The organism is Siccibacter colletis, from assembly GCF_025914095.1.
Taxonomy (GTDB): Bacteria; Pseudomonadota; Gammaproteobacteria; order Enterobacterales; family Enterobacteriaceae; genus Siccibacter; species Siccibacter colletis.
Genome location: NZ_CP074352.1, coordinates 3,885,750 through 3,901,402 on the forward strand (window position 1 = coordinate 3,885,750; position 15,653 = coordinate 3,901,402).

Annotated in this window: 14 protein-coding genes; 13 read left to right on the forward strand and 1 reads right to left on the reverse strand. The window is 52.9% G+C overall.

Going from position 1 to position 15,653, the window contains the following annotated elements; all coding sequences use genetic code 11:
• Nucleotides 1-2: 2 nt before the first annotated feature.
• The 13 genes from recG to KFZ77_RS18625 all read left to right on the forward strand — a co-directional run bounded on the left by recG (nucleotide 3) and on the right by KFZ77_RS18625 (nucleotide 14,702).
• Complete coding sequence (gene recG, locus KFZ77_RS18565; RefSeq protein ID WP_031523232.1) at nucleotides 3-2,084, forward strand: ATP-dependent DNA helicase RecG; 2,082 nt, start codon at nucleotides 3-5, stop codon at nucleotides 2,082-2,084.
• A gap of 470 nt (nucleotides 2,085-2,554) precedes the next feature.
• Nucleotides 2,555-3,091: a fimbrial protein gene (locus KFZ77_RS18570; RefSeq protein ID WP_031523228.1), complete on the forward strand. Its 537-nt coding sequence runs from the start codon at nucleotides 2,555-2,557 to the stop codon at nucleotides 3,089-3,091.
• 98 nt (nucleotides 3,092-3,189) lie between these two features.
• Entirely contained in the window at nucleotides 3,190-3,897 is a 708-nt protein-coding gene (locus tag KFZ77_RS18575) for a fimbrial biogenesis chaperone (protein ID WP_031523226.1), read from the forward strand.
• 13 nt (nucleotides 3,898-3,910) lie between these two features.
• Nucleotides 3,911-6,370 carry a fimbria/pilus outer membrane usher protein gene (locus tag KFZ77_RS18580; RefSeq protein WP_031523224.1) on the forward strand — a complete coding sequence of 820 codons (2,460 nt, stop codon included), beginning with the start codon at nucleotides 3,911-3,913 and terminating at the stop codon, nucleotides 6,368-6,370.
• Nucleotides 6,371-6,372: 2 nt separating this feature from the next.
• Entirely contained in the window at nucleotides 6,373-7,359 is a 987-nt protein-coding gene (locus KFZ77_RS18585) for a fimbrial protein (protein ID WP_264385024.1), read from the forward strand.
• Nucleotides 7,360-7,466: 107 nt separating this feature from the next.
• On the forward strand, nucleotides 7,467-8,009 hold the full coding sequence (locus tag KFZ77_RS18590) for a fimbrial protein (protein WP_031523220.1): 543 nt from the start codon (nucleotides 7,467-7,469) through the stop codon (nucleotides 8,007-8,009).
• A 63-nt stretch (nucleotides 8,010-8,072) separates the two neighbouring features.
• Nucleotides 8,073-8,594: a fimbrial protein gene (locus KFZ77_RS18595; protein WP_264385025.1), complete on the forward strand. Its 522-nt coding sequence runs from the start codon at nucleotides 8,073-8,075 to the stop codon at nucleotides 8,592-8,594.
• A 56-nt stretch (nucleotides 8,595-8,650) separates the two neighbouring features.
• Complete coding sequence (locus tag KFZ77_RS18600; protein WP_264385026.1) at nucleotides 8,651-9,190, forward strand: fimbrial protein; 540 nt, start codon at nucleotides 8,651-8,653, stop codon at nucleotides 9,188-9,190.
• A gap of 59 nt (nucleotides 9,191-9,249) precedes the next feature.
• On the forward strand, nucleotides 9,250-9,825 hold the full coding sequence (locus KFZ77_RS18605) for a fimbrial protein (protein ID WP_081826941.1): 576 nt from the start codon (nucleotides 9,250-9,252) through the stop codon (nucleotides 9,823-9,825).
• 69 nt (nucleotides 9,826-9,894) lie between these two features.
• Nucleotides 9,895-10,422, forward strand: a complete 528-nt coding sequence (locus tag KFZ77_RS18610; RefSeq protein WP_264385027.1) for a fimbrial protein — start codon at nucleotides 9,895-9,897, stop codon at nucleotides 10,420-10,422.
• Between the two features lie 329 nt (nucleotides 10,423-10,751).
• Nucleotides 10,752-11,300, forward strand: coding sequence for a fimbrial protein (locus KFZ77_RS18615; protein WP_031523213.1), 549 nt, complete (start codon nucleotides 10,752-10,754; stop codon nucleotides 11,298-11,300).
• Between the two features lie 155 nt (nucleotides 11,301-11,455).
• A complete protein-coding gene (locus KFZ77_RS18620; protein WP_031523211.1) occupies nucleotides 11,456-12,847 on the forward strand; it encodes a nucleobase:cation symporter-2 family protein in 1,392 nt (463 codons plus the stop codon).
• 124 nt (nucleotides 12,848-12,971) lie between these two features.
• Nucleotides 12,972-14,702: an AsmA family protein gene (locus tag KFZ77_RS18625; protein ID WP_264385028.1), complete on the forward strand. Its 1,731-nt coding sequence runs from the start codon at nucleotides 12,972-12,974 to the stop codon at nucleotides 14,700-14,702.
• Between the two features lie 6 nt (nucleotides 14,703-14,708).
• Here KFZ77_RS18625 and fabY read toward each other — a convergent pair whose 3' ends face one another.
• On the reverse strand, nucleotides 14,709-15,650 hold the full coding sequence (gene fabY, locus KFZ77_RS18630) for a fatty acid biosynthesis protein FabY (RefSeq protein WP_264385029.1): 942 nt from the start codon (nucleotides 15,648-15,650) through the stop codon (nucleotides 14,709-14,711).
• Between the last annotated feature and the right edge of the window lie 3 nt (nucleotides 15,651-15,653).

A 15,653-nucleotide genomic window follows, 5' to 3' on the forward strand; every position in this document is an offset into this window, starting at 1 on the left:
CCATGCGTGGCCGCCTGCTGGATGCCGTCCCGCTAAGCTCGCTGACCGGCGTTGGTGCCAGTCAGAGCAGCAAGCTGGCGAAAATCGGCCTGCATACCGTGCAGGATCTTCTGCTTCATCTCCCGTTGCGCTATGAAGATCGCACTCAGCTCTATGCGATTGGCGATCTGCTGCCGGGTATTTACGCCACGGTCGAGGGTGAAGTGCTGAACAGCAGCGTCACCTTTGCCGGACGCCGCATGATGACCTGCCAGATCAGCGACGGCAGCGGCATCCTGACCATGCGCTTCTTCAACTTCAACGCCGCAATGAAAAATGGCCTCGCCACGGGTCGTCGCGTACTGGCCTATGGCGAAGCCCGGCGCGGGAAGTATGGCGCAGAGATGATCCACCCCGAGTACCGCATTCAGGGCGACAGCTCAACGCCGGAGATGCAGGAGACGCTGACACCGGTTTACCCGACCACAGAAGGCGTGCGGCAGGCTACGTTACGCAAGCTGACTGACCAGGCGCTGGATCTGCTGGATACCTGCGCTATCACCGAACTGCTACCGCCGGAGCTGGCACAGGGCATGATGAGCCTGCCGGAGGCGCTGCGTACCCTGCACCGCCCGCCGCCGACCCTGACGCTGACGGAACTGGAAACCGGAAAACATCCGGCTCAGCATCGCCTGATTCTCGAAGAACTGCTGGCACACAACCTGAGCATGCTGGCGCTGCGCGCCGGCGCGCAACGGTTCCACGCGCTGCCGCTTGGCCTTCATGACGACCTGAAAAATCAGCTGCTGGCTTCCCTGCCGTTCAGGCCCACCGGGGCGCAACAGCGCGTGGTGGCAGAAGTTGAACAGGATATGGCGCGCGACATTCCGATGATGCGTCTGGTACAGGGCGATGTCGGCTCAGGTAAAACCCTGGTGGCGGCGCTGGCCGCGCTGCGTGCTATCGCCCACGGCAAGCAGGTGGCGCTGATGGCTCCGACTGAACTGCTGGCGGAGCAACACGCCAGTAACTTCCGCAGCTGGTTTGCCCCGCTGGGCGTGGAAGTCGGCTGGCTGGCCGGTAAGCAGAAAGGAAAAGCGCGTATTGCTCAGCAGGAAGCGATTGCCAGCGGCCAGGTGCAGATGGTGGTCGGCACCCACGCGATTTTCCAGGAGCAGGTGCAGTTTAATGGCCTGGCGCTGGTGATTATTGATGAGCAGCACCGCTTTGGCGTGCATCAGCGCCTGGCGCTGCGCGAAAAGGGTCAGCAGCAGGGATTCCATCCTCACCAGCTGATCATGACTGCGACGCCCATTCCGCGCACCCTGGCGATGACGGCCTACGCCGATCTTGATACCTCCGTGATCGACGAACTGCCCCCGGGCCGTACCCCGGTGACCACCGTTGCCATTCCCGATACCCGTCGCAGCGACATCATCGAGCGCGTGCGCCACGCCTGCAGCGAAGAGGGACGTCAGGCGTACTGGGTCTGCACGCTGATTGAAGAATCCGAACTGTTAGAGGCGCAGGCCGCCGAAGCAACCTGGGAAGAGCTGAAAACCGCCCTGCCACAGCTGAATGTCGGGCTGGTGCATGGCCGGATGAAACCCACGGAGAAACAGGCGGTGATGCAGGCATTTAAGCAGGGCGAGATTCACCTGCTTATCGCCACCACGGTGATTGAAGTGGGTGTAGACGTACCTAACGCCAGTCTGATGATCATCGAAAACCCGGAGCGCCTGGGGCTGGCACAGCTCCATCAGTTACGGGGGCGCGTTGGCCGCGGCGCGGTGGCGTCCCACTGTGTGCTGCTCTATAAAGCGCCGCTGTCAAAAACTGCCCAGATGCGTCTGCAGGTTTTGCGCGACAGTAACGACGGATTCGTTATCGCCCAGAAGGATCTGGAGATCCGCGGGCCCGGCGAGCTGCTCGGCACTCGTCAAACCGGTAACGCCGAATTCAAAGTCGCCGATCTGCTGCGTGACCAGGCATTAATTCCTGAGGTACAGCGTATCGCTCGTCATATTCATGAACGTTATCCCGAGCAGGCGGCGGCGCTGGTAGAGCGCTGGATGCCGGAAACGGAAAAATATTCAAACGCCTGATTCGCGCTTCCGTTTATCCACACATCCTCCTTATATAATCTAAAAAATAACCAGCCCTGTATGCGTAAAACCTTATTACGTAAGATCTTAATGACCGACATGACAAAATGCAATCAGCGACCCAGAAACATCCAGGAATTTATTTAAAGACACTAAACCTTGCCCCTTTATTTTTTATAATATATAAATAACCGATAAATGTTTAATTAATATTATCTGGTAAACGTATATAACAGACTCAACTCATAATAAATAATTATTTAAAAAATAATATCATTTCCCCACCGCACAATTAATCAAAAAAAGAGTTATTCGATCCACAATACTTCACCGATATTAATTTAGCGAAACCTCCTTTGCAGCCTGACAAATAAAATACGACTTAGATTTACATTTATTGAAGTGATTAAAGGATGCCCATCGGCTCCAGATGCGGAGCGGATGATTATGAAAAAGAAAGGAGACGTTAGATGAAAAGAAAGGTCGCTTCCGTTTTTGTACCCTGCTTTTTATTGATAGCCAGCAGCTTAAGCCAGGCAACGGATGATGTTCCAGCAATCTTATCAATTAGTGGTAAGGTCGAGAATAGTAATGAAGTATGCACTATTGCATTGAGCAATTCATTTCTGAAGCTTGCACAAAAAGATATAGCAGCATTGCCTGCACAGACAATGTCGTCTGATAATGCGAAGGCGCTGGATAGCGTACGCGTAATGATCAACCGTGAAACTTGCTCATCAGATGGCATGGCGCTCAGCTTTTTAGGCACTGCTGATGACAGCGATCGGAATGTTTTTGCTAATACGCAAACGGGCAGCGCAGCAGCGCAAGGCGTCGGTATTGCGCTTTATGATTTTGGTGGTGAAGCCATTACCCCTAATGTCAGCCAGCGACGAACTTTGACAGACGATTACGCCATTCATGTCGGCATGGTCAAAGTTAACAATAAAACGCCGATGCCAGGTTTAGTGCAAACTACATTAACAATACAACTTGATAAAATATAAACAGCCTTAATCGTTACTTACGCCTGTGAATTTATTAATTATAGATATAAATAATTTTTAGTTTGCAGGCTTTTCTTTATGATTTTGTGGATTTAAAAATGAAAAAATTACTCCTGACGACTCTGCTTGCTTCGACTTTCTGGTCAGGAATGTCTCAGGCGGCGTTAACATTAAATGCTGACCGCCTTATTTATAATGAAAAAGATGGCGATGCCTCCGTTACGATACACAGTAATGAAGATCGCGCGTATCTTATTCAGTCCTGGCTTGATGCTGGTGATAGTACGGTAAAAAAATCATTACCATTTGTCGTCACGCCACCATTATTCCGCCTTTCGCCTAAAAGCGATAATGTCATTCGCATCGTTTATATGGGACAGGGCCTGCCGACCGATCGCGAAAGCCTGTTCTGGTTGGATGTGAAAGGCGTACCCGGTCTGAATGATGAAGAGTCCAAAATTGAAAACCGCATGGTGCTGGCTATCAACAACCGCATCAAATTTTTCTTCCGTCCATCTGGCCTGAAAGGCGATCCGGGTGAAGCGGTGAAAAACCTGAAGTGGACCCACTCCGGCAGCACGGTAACGGTCAATAATAATTCACCGTTTAATCTGGTACTGAGCAAAATCGACATTGATAAGGAGGCGGTGCCCGTTTCCGTGGTAGACAACAATACCGTCATTCCCGCGTTTGGGAATAAGTCTTATCACCTCAAACACGCGCCGGCGAACGGCTCCACGGTTGAGTGGGAGGCGATTAATGATTTTGGTGTTACGTCCAAAACTATTTCACAACGTCTTGATTGATTAACAGGGCGTTATGCGCGGCACAAGGATTAAGTGGCTCGCTTCATTTGTGGCATCGGTAATATTTTCCCGCGCTGTGCTGGCCGGAGAATATTTCGATCCCGGATTATTGCAGGCGGTGGACGGTAATGCAGCGATCGCTGATACCAGTCTGCTGAGCCAGGGATATCAACCACCGGGCACCTACCGGGTACATATCAACGTTAACGAGAAGCCAGTTATGTTTAGTAACGTTCGGTTTGAAGCGAATAAAGAGAAGCAGCTGGTTGCCTGCCTCTCTTTTAAAGCCTATGAAAAACTGGGCGTGGATATGACCAGGGTTGACTCAAAAGCGGAAGATAATGAACTCAAAAACACCTGCTTTCCTATTGAAGAGCAAGTCCCGGGGATCAAGGCGAATTTTGATTTCTCTAAGCTGACGCTGGATATCGCCATTCCACAGACCATTCTGCGGGATGAAACCATCACAGGCATTCCAGAAGAGGAGTGGGATGAGGGCATTCCTGCGTTAATGAGTATGTACCAGCTCTCCGGCCAGCAAAACATTACGCGCAGTGAAGGCAGTTCGGATTCCGTTTTCGCCAACCTGACCAACGGCATTAATATTGGGCGCTGGCGCTACCGCAATAACGCTACCCTGAGTCAGGAAGACGGTTTTAAGAGTCTGACTAACTATGTCGAAACCGCCGTGCATTCTCTGAAAGGCGAATTCACTCTGGGCGATGCCAGTACACCGGGGGATATTTTTGATGGCCTGATGGTGCGTGGCGCGCAGTTAACATCAGACGACGATATGATACCGGATCAGCTCACCGGCTTTGCCCCGATTATTCGTGGCATCGCTAAAAGCAGCGCGCGGGTTACGATCAAAGAGAACGGCAATACGATTTACCAGACGTCTGTGCCGCCGGGCCCGTTTGTTATTCGCGATCTGTCGTCCGTGTCGAATGGTGGAAAGCTGGACGTAATTGTAACTGAAGCGGATGGCTCAGAGTCGCGCAGTACCGTGGCTTATGCCAGCGTACCGCAGCTGCTGCGTACCGGACAAATAAAGTACAACCTGACGGTAGGACGCTATCTCTCAAGCGCTAACGCCATTGAACGCAGGCCGCAGCTTATTCAGGCCACGCTATCACGGGGGTTGCCGCTTAATACCACGCTGTACGGCGGAAGCCAGTACCATCAGCAGTACAAGGCGCTTAGTCTCGGACTCGGCATTGATTTTCATCGTCTGGGCGGTATCGCCTTTGATATGACACGCAGCCGCAGCCGTCGTAACAACTCGCCAGAGTATACCGGGGAAATGGCGCGTCTGACGTATCGCAACAGTATTCCGGAAAGCGACACGCAGATTCAGCTGGATAGTCGCTATTATCTGCATGAATACCTGTCATTCAGCGACTGGGCAGATGCGGAACACCTGTTCGATGATTCACGCAAACGTCGCGAATATAGTCTGACGGTTAACCAGACGTTGACAGATGAACACAGTTTCTACGCAACGCTGAGCCGTACTGAGAATGTCGACAATACGATCTCGCGCACGTGGCAGCTGGGATGGAATGGATCATTCAGCACCATGAGCTTTTCGCTCTCCTACAGCATGGCGCGTAATCAGGGCGATGCGGAGTGGGATAAACAGTTGGCGATGACGCTTTCGATTCCGTTTAACGACCTTCTGCCAACCGCGCAACCAATGGTGAACTATACCGCGACCTCCAGCCTGAAGGGCGATCTGTCGAATCAGGTTGGCGTGACGGGCAAGTTTGGCGACCGGCAGGATCTGAGCTGGAATAGCCAGGTTTCCTACGCCTCGGATCCGGAGCAGGGCGAGACCAGGAGCGGTTCGCTGGGCGTCGATTATCAGGGCACGTATGGCGATCTGAACCTGACCTATAACGCCGATCAGAATCAGTATGTCTCCTGGAACGCGTCGGGTGGATTACTCGTACACCGCCACGGTATAACCGCCGGGCGTTACTCCAGCAGCAGCATGGCACTGGTCTCTATGCCCGGCGCAGCGCATGTTCCACTGGACGGCGGACAGAACGTGATCACTGATGCGCGCGGGTATGCGCTTGCCACGGATCTACATGCTTACCACCGCAATACGCTAAATGTAGATACCCGCGCCAACAAAACGTTCGATTTCAAAAGCACATCGGTGCAGGTTGTACCGACAAAAGATGCGATCGTGCTGGCCGAATTTAAACCTATTATCGGCCGTAAGGTGGTCATTACTGCGAAGCACAACGGCGTCCTGTTGCCGTTTGGTGCCCGGGCGCGCATTGAAGGTGAGGATGCTATTTATTACGTGGGGGATAACGGTCAGGTATATATCAACGCCGCACCAGAAACCGGAACGGTGAAATTTGACTGGGGCGATACCGATCAGTGCTCCGCGCCGTTCAGCGTAAACGCGACAGAAAACGACAAAATATCGATTAAATTAATCAACGTAGAGTGCCACTAACCATGAGCAAACAACGTATCGTTTATCTGACAAAAATTGCGCTGTTTCTCATTGTGACGCAGGGAGCGTTTGCGACCGCGACGGCGGCAGCGTGTTTGCCGTCGCCGCATAGGGAGCCGCTTAACCTGACGGTGCCCTTAACCGTCCAGATGCCATCGAATGCGATTTCCGCCCCGGTTGGCAGTGTACTGTATAAAAAAGAGGCGTCTCTGGCGCAGTTGACAGGAACGCATCGTGATATTACCGACGCCTGCGTTGAACAGCTCAGAAAAAACCTCAAGGGGCGCATCACGGCCAGGCAAAGCGGGTTCAATACTTTTGCCACGTCGTTACCGGGTTTAGGGCTGCGCGTGACCATTATTTATGAAAAAGCGGGTTGGCCGCGCAAAGAGTGGGTTATGCCGTTCATCGCCCCGGTTGTGGATCTCACTCGGGCCGCGCTCACGACGGATGATATCCGGCTGCGGCTGGAGATGGTGAAAACGGGAGCGCTTGAGAGCGGTATGTTGAATTTACGGCTGCCGTCGCTGCTGTCGCTTAATGATAATTCGCTGGTGGTTAGTCTGGCGTTAACGGTACTGGCTGCCAAAGCTCACTGTACGATTCTGGTGCCGAATCCACAGATTACTCTGCCGCCCATTGATGCTGCGGCGTTGGCGAGCAATACATCTAAAAAACTTTATCCGGTGGGTGTAAATCTGCTTTGTCTGAATACGAATAAAGCCAGCCTTAGTATTGAAGGATTAAATGATTCACAATCGCCTTCAATATTTAAAAACGTATCACCGGAAGATCCGGCGGGTGGCGTCGGTATTGAGATGCTATATAACGGTAGCGTTATGCAGCCCGGCAGGGCAATGGATATAACGCTGCCCCAACAGCAAAGCGGCTTTGCCGTACCGCTTGCGGTGCGCTATGCCAAAACAAAGGAAAAGGTTACGAAGGGAAACGTAAAAGCGCAAATAACATTACGCATTAATTACCTTTAACTATTTATAAATAAAAAAGAAATACGGAAGTGTAATTACTCTTTAATCTTTAAGAGGGAGTGCGCTTCGCCTATTTCACATTCAAAGAAATTATAAGGATATTTATTATGAAAAAGACCGTATTAGGTATGGCTGTCTCCGCACTGTTCATGGTTGGCGCTGCTCAGGCAGAAGTAAATCCGAATGACATCTCTGCAACACTGTCTGTTACCGGTACTGTTACCGCAAACGAGTCTGTCTGCATGGTTGATTTATCAGATACTACTGTAGCTCTGAGCGAAGATATTTCCACTATGGTTCAAGCTGGCCAGACACCGACTAACTTCAAAGAAGTACGGATCAGCACCAAAGGTGATACCAACTGCCAGGCTATGCTGAATCAGGGCAAGCTGGCTTATAAATTCCTGGGTACCGCTGATAGCGTAGACGGCAGCACACTTGCTAACAGTGCCAATATTGAGAACGCGGCGAAAGGCGTAGGTATTGGCCTGTACAACATTGACGGTACGTCTTTAAAAATCAATGAAGACACCGTACCTGCGACTACCACTGGTTATAACCTCCGTCTGAGCCTGGTGAAACTGACAAACCAGGAAGTGAGCGCAGGTGATGTTCAGGGCTCTCTGACTGTTCAGATCGAACGTCTGTAAGCATAACCAAAAGCCTTCGTAATATTACGAAGGCTTTTTTTGCTTTGTATAAGGATAGTGACAATGAAAAAAGCATTTATAGCCATAATGCTCTCGTCTTTATTCGCCGCTAACGCTGCAAATGCAGATGACATCCCAGCGTCAATTCAGATCAGCGGTACCGTGCAAGATACCAACAATGATTGTTATATCTATGTGGATTCTTCCGCCTCTCTGACTGGTCAGACCGATCAGCTGATTGCACAGGGAGCAGATGCCACTACGCCGATCAGACTGCCTATTTCAGTTGGTAACGTAGGTGGATTTTGCCCGGCTCCACAAAAACTCTCTATTCAGGTCCATGGCGTGGCTGATGATGCTGACGGCACCGTTATTGCAAACAGCATTACAGATGCAACCGGCGCCAAAGGTGTAGGCATTGGTGTGTATGATGACAATAATGCACCACTAAATATTAACGGTGGAATAATTCCATTAGATACGGCGATTACCGCTATTAATTTACAGCTTGTTAAATTAAATGGGCAAACGCCAACGCGAGGCGCTGTACACGGTGTTCTGACCCTGGACCTGGTGCGTCTGTAAGCTGAAGCTTTACATTACTCACCGTTATCCAGCTTATTTCTATAAGGACATGAAAAATGAGAAAAGCAATAATTGGGGTTTTGCTGGCATCCTGTTTCGCCACAGGGATGGCGCAGGCCGAAGATCGTTCGGCTACGGTAAATATTGACGGTATTGTAAATGGCCCTGATGAAGGTGACTGTATCGTATTACCCTCCAGCCATGCGATTGAGCTCTCAGGCACAATAGATCATCTACCAGTACAAGATGGCTCAGCATCACACGTCAACAGCATCTTTACCATTGCGGTTGTCGGTGATGAGCTCTGTATGGAAAAAGTTAATGCCAGTCAGATTGGCCTTAAATTTTCGGGCATATTAGACGATGCTAACGGTACGGTCTTAGCTAACACCGATACCAGCGCAGGCGCTGCGAAAGGCGTCGGCATTGGCCTTTATGAACCTGACGGTTCCCCTCGTAATATAAATACCTATCACGTAGTGGTGACGAACGAGAGGTTAGTCAACCTGGGACTGAAAATGGTTCAACTTAATGGCCGCACGCCAGAAGCGGGCACTGTGCATGGTGCGCTGACTATCGAAATCGAACGCCTTTAATTTCGATATAAATCAGCTTAATAACGCCATTTACCTGATGTATAAATGAGAATTTCCCTATGAAAAAAATGGCATTAATGATGGCATTAGGTGCTGCACTTATCGCCGGATCGTTACCAACACACGCGAAGGATCTCGGGCATGGCATGCTGATATTGGGCAGGCTGGAAGCCGCGCCTTCAGGTTGTACCGTGTTGATGAGCAAATATATGCTTACGCTGCAGCACGGTGAAGAAGCGCTCCCTCAACAGGGAAGCATGATTAATACCTTCGGTGCGGACGATCACGTCTATATACAGCTGGGTGGTAAAAATTGTGATGCTGAAGAGGGCTATAAAAATATCGGCCTGAAATTCCTCGGCACTGCTGACAGCGTGGAAGGAAATACCCTGGCGAATGTCGATACCGGCAGTGCGGCAGCGCAGGGCGTCTCTGTTCAGCTCTCTGATATGTACAGCAACATCATCATACCTAATACGACTATCGCGACCTTCCCTTCCGCCAACAAAAGCGGAGATCCAAGCAACTTAACCGCTTCTTTCCCGCTTTATTTCTCGCTGGTCAACCTTAAAGGGCAGGAAGCAACACCAGGCAATATTCAGACCAACCTGACGGTACAGATTGAGCGTCTGTAAACAGGTGGCATTTGGTTTGGTCAGGATAAAGCCAGACTGGCTGTAATAAGTTAATAAGGAAGCAATGTAATGAAAAAAACATTATCGGGATTGATAAGCGCAACACTGCTACTGGCCTGTGCGGCGCAAGCGGAAGATACTTCCGCTACTATTGATATTAGTGGGGTACTGAAGAAAGCTGATTTTTCCTGTAGCGTAGGTCTGAGTGAAGGTTCTGTTTCTATTCTGGACAGAGCTGACACCATGATTAAGCAGGGCGAAAATGCCACGTTTCCAGTTATTATTCATGCTACCGTTGATGGTGGTGAGAAATGCGAAGAGCTGGTTGCGCAGGGTAAAATCGCTTACTGGTTTGAGGGGACTGCTGATAATGCCGATGGCACTGTTTTGGCAAATTACCTGACGGATGAAACCGCAGCGAAAGGCGTCGGCATCGGTATTTTTGACAGTGAGAATAAGCCTGTAGCCGTAAATTCTGGCCGAATCGCTGCTCAAACGGATACTACCTTTGGTTTGCAAATGGTACAACTTACTAACCAGCAACCCGTTGCGGGAAATATTAACAGCACGGTTACGGTACAAATCGAACGTCTATAAACATTAATGCCTGTCGCCGACAGGCATTTTTATTTCGTTATAAACCGCAGCAGAGTACAGACGTTGGCCAACACACTTATTAATAATTTACCAGACCACACCGTCTCTCTTGCGTATTCACCCAATCAAAGCCGACCAATGTTCATATGCGTTATTAATATAAGACCACCGCATAGCAATTTATATCGTTCGGTTCAGTTAATAGTACTTTCTCTATAGCGCTAAATTGTCGCAGGGACATAAACACTCGTAATACACAAGGAGGCAGAAATTATATAAGCACGTTACCCAGGTTATTATATCTTCTGTTAATTATAAGGATGAACCAAATGAAAACAAAAGTTGCAGGGCTTGCTGTAGCATCATTTCTGGTTTTAGGTACTGCGCATGCTGAAGATGTTAATGCTGTACTGTCTATTACAGGCACCGTTACTGCCGCTTCGAACGCGTGCCAGATAGCACTTGATAAAAGTAGCATTAACCTTACCGCTGACGTTAACAATATAATTAAGCAAGGCGATAACGCCACAGCTTACGCACCACTGAGAATGCAAGTATGGGCAGTAGATAATAACGATGCCTGTGCTAAAGAACTGTGGCAGGGAAAAATTGCGGTCAGGTTCGTTGGCGTACACGATAACGCCGATGGCACGGCATTTGCCAACACCGCCACCGGAGAAGATGCAGCCAAAGGCGTAGGCATTGGCTTTTTTGAATCTGACAACAAACCCATTGATATCAACCAACCTTATCTGCTGGGTGACAAATCCACTGCCGCTACTAAATACCTTGGTCTTCAGCTTGTTGAGTTGAATGGCCAGACAGCGACAAAAGGTAAAATCACGGGTGATGTGACTTTCCAGATTGAACGCCTGTAGTACTCCTGCGCCCATCGAAAGATGGGCGTTTATGTTCAACCCCCTTCATTACCTGTCGCATGCCGGTGCCTGTATTAATTTGCGCCTGTGCAACCGTTTGCTTTTACCTTTGAGTCCGATAGAATGCCCGCTTTTCCGTCAGGGGATCTCCACCGATGTCCGTTAATGCCGTTGAGTCTGAAAATGCGCAACCGATTGCTAAGCCGCATAACAGTGAACTGATCTACCGCCTCGAAGACCGTCCGCCGCTGCCACAAACCCTGTTCGCCGCCTGCCAGCACCTGCTGGCGATGTTCGTCGCGGTGATCACCCCTGCCCTGCTTATTTGCCAGGCGCTGGGCCTGCCGGCGCAGGACACGCAGCACATCATCAGCATGTCGCTGTTCGCCTCCGGCGTGGCATCGATTATCCAGATTAAGGCGTGGGGGCCGGTCGGCTCAGGACTGCTGTCGATTCAGGGCACCAGCTTTAACTTCGTGGCACCGCTGATTATGGGCGGTACCGCGCTAAAAACCGGCGGTGCAGACGTACCCACCATGATGGCCGCGCTGTTCGGCACCCTGATGCTGGCGAGCTGCACTGAGATGGTGATCTCCCGGGTGCTCCATCTGGCGCGCCGCATCATTACGCCGCTGGTTTCCGGTGTGGTGGTGATGATTATCGGCCTGTCGCTGATTCAGGTGGGCCTCACCTCCATCGGCGGCGGCTATGGCGCAATGGCAAATAACACCTTCGGCGCACCAAAAAACCTGCTGCTGGCCGGTGCGGTACTGGCGGTGATTATTCTGCTCAACCGTCAGCGTAATCCTTATCTGCGCGTGGCTTCACTGGTGATCGCGATGGCGGTGGGTTATCTGCTGGCCTGGGCACTGGATATGCTGCCCCAGAGCTTTGCCGCCACCGACAGCCCGCTGATTATGATCCCTACTCCGCTGCACTACGGTCTGGGCATCGACTGGAACCTGCTGGTGCCGCTGATGCTGGTATTTATGATCACCTCTCTGGAAACCATCGGCGACATCACCGCAACCTCCGACGTTTCAGAGCAGCCGGTTTCCGGCCCGCTATATATGAAGCGTCTGAAGGGTGGCGTGCTGGCGAACGGCCTGAACTCGTTTGTCTCGGCGGTGTTCAATACTTTCCCGAACTCCTGCTTCGGGCAGAACAACGGCGTAATCCAGCTGACCGGCGTTGCCAGCCGCTACGTGGGCTTTGTGGTGGCGTTGATGCTGATCGTGCTGGGCCTGTTCCCGGCGGTAAGCGGCTTTGTGCAGCACATTCCGGAGCCGGTACTGGGCGGCGCGACCATCGTGATGTTCGGCACCATCGCGGCCTCAGGCGTGCGCATTGTCTCTCGTGAGCCGCTGAACCGCCGCGCGATCATGATTATCGCTCTGTCGCTGGCGGTAGGTCTTGGCGTATCGCAGCAGCCGCTGATCCTGCAGTTTGCCCCGGACTGGGTGAAAAACCTGCTCTCTTCCGGCATCGCTGCGGGCGGCATTACCGCTATCGTGCTGAACCTTGTTTTCCCGCCGGAAAAAAATTAAGACATAACCAGGGCGGTAAGCGCTGTTACCGCCCGCTGTTACTTGCCAGAATAATTCCCTCCTTGAGCTGTGCCGCTAAATGCGGCATAACTGGCCTATTCAGACGTTTACAGGATGGAAGACGATGAAACTGATTGGAAAACTGCTTACCTGGCTCATTGTTGCCATTCTGGTCATTATTATTGCGCTCTATCTCCTGCTGCAGACGCGCTGGGGTGCAGGCTGGATCACCGGCTGGATCAACAGCCACAGCGAGTACCACATCGCTTTCGACAAGATGGATCATCGCTTCTCTTCCCCTTCGCACCTTGAATTGTTGAACGTGACCTTTGGCCGCAACGGCAAGCCCGCGACGGTGGTAGCGAAACGCGTCAATATCGGGCTGAGCAGCCGCCAGCTCACCGACCCTTTACACGCCGATACCATCCTGCTGCAGGATGGCACCCTGAATCTCTCGCCTGACACTGCCTCTTTACCGCTCCAGGCCGACAGCCTGCGCCTGGAGAATATGGCCTTTAACAGCCCGCGTACCGGCTGGGATCTCAGCGCCCAGCGGGTCAACGGCGGCGTAGCGCCCTGGCTGCCGAAAGCGGGTAAAGTGCTGGGGGATAAAGCCAATTTCCAGATCAGCGCCGGTTCCCTGACGCTCAACGACATTCCCGCCAGCAACGTGCTGGTGCAGGGGAATATCGATGGCGAGCAGGTCACACTTTCCACCTTCGGCGCTGACGTAGCGCAAGGGTCGATGACCGGTAATGCCCGACGCAGCGCGGACGGCGGCTGGCATGTGGATCGGCTGCGCCTGAACGACATTCGCCTGCAAAGCGACAAAACGCTGTCGGCATTCCTCTACCCGCTCACTACCCTCGCCTCGCTGACCCTGGAACAGGTGGATATCACCGATGCGCGCCTGCAGGGGCCTGACTGGGCGGTAACCGATCTCGACTTAAGCCTGCGTGACCTGACGCTGCGCGGCGACAGCTGGCAGAGTGAGGACGGCAGACTGTCGATGAACGCCAGCGAATTTATTGTCGGCTCGGTTCACCTGTTCGACCCCATCGTTAACGCCGACCTGACGCCGCAGGGCGTGACGCTGCGCCAGTTCACTTCACGCTGGGAGCGCGGCATGGTGCGCACCTCCGGCAGCTGGCTGCGGGACGAAAATCGTCTGGTGCTCGACGAGGTGGCGCTGGCGGGGCTGGAGTACACGCTGCCGGATAACTGGAAGGCGCTGTGGATGCAGCCGCTCCCGGCCTGGCTCGAAAGCCTGACTATCGGGCGTCTCAGCCTCAGCCGCAATCTGGTTATCGATATCGACCCGACTTTCCCGTGGCAGATCACCTCTCTGGACGGCGTCGGCAATCAGCTTCAGCTGGTGAAAAACCGCCAGTGGGGAGCCTGGAGCGGGAATGCGACCTTCAACGGCGCAGCGGCGACGTTCAACCGGGTGGACGTGCGTAACCCTTCCATCGCCTTCAACGCTAACGCCTCGGCGATCACGATCAGCGAGCTGAGCGCTTTCGCCGGAAAAGGCCTGCTGGAAGCCACGGCGGTAATCTCACAGCTGCCGGGCCGCCAGGCGAAAGTGAGCCTGAATGGCCGCGCGGTGCCGGTCAACGTCCTGCAACAGTGGGGCTGGCCGGAAATTCCGCTGGCGGGTGACAGCAATCTGCACCTGACGGCCAGCGGGGCTATCAGCGCGACGGAGCTGCTGAAACCGAGCGTCAATGCCCGGCTTCAGGTGACCGACAGCAAAGGGCAAAAGCTGGAGCAGACAATACGCAACGGCGAGGTAAGCTCCGCGCCCGCCCCGGCCAGTCCCGCACCAGCAGCGAACACGGCGCCTGCCCCCTGAGCCGTACTACTCCTCTTCGTTGCCGCCCTCTTCCAGCGGCCCGAAGGGTTTAGCGGGCAGAACGATATAGATCCCTTCAAAGACGGCACCGAGGGTGTCGTCCCCAAACAGTTCCACCTGTAATTGCACCCGGGCTTTACGCCCGCGCGCCAGGCGGTCGAGATCGCCGCTCAGCGAGCCGAGATCGGCTATCGCCCCCGGTTTGCCGCTGATTGGGCTGTGGTAGCGAATATGCGCATCCGCGAGGATGATGGTGCCGCCCAGGTGACGCTCGCGCAGCATCAGCCAGATGAGCCCCCAGCCGGTGAGCGTTGCCAGTGAGAACAGACTGCCGGCAAACAGCGTATGGTGCGGGTTCTGATTCCCGGCTTCCGGCATAGTGGTGATAAATTTCTGCCCGGTATATTGCAGAATGCGCACGCCCATCTTTTCACTCAGCGGAATGTGCTGATACCAGGCCTGCTGCAGCTGCCCGCACCAGTCGGCGCGGTGCAAAATGTCGTCGAGGCTGGCGACCGGTTTGATCATCAGAAAGTGGCGCAGCGGCGTGGTTTGCGGGATGGTGATCTCCCCTTCGTTCATAAAGCCGAGGCGGGCAAAAAACTCCACTGCGTCTTCGCGGGCGCTACAGGTAATGCGCTTCACCCCCTCCTGACGCGCCACCGACTCCAGCGTCATCACCACCAGGGTGCCCAGACCTTTGTCCTGCACCGTGGGATGCACCGCGATAAAACGGATGGACGCCTCGTTGTCGGCGTTGATATAGAGACGGCCTGCGGCAACGGTGTTGCCCTCTTCGTCCACCACCATCTGGTGATGGGCCAGCGCGTCCCAGCCGTCGCGCTCTGAGCCTTTCGGCTGATGCAGCGGCTTGCGCAGCATCTCCCAGCGAAACTGGTAGTAGCTCTCAAGTTCTTCTTCTGTTTGCGGTACGCGAAGGTGATACATACT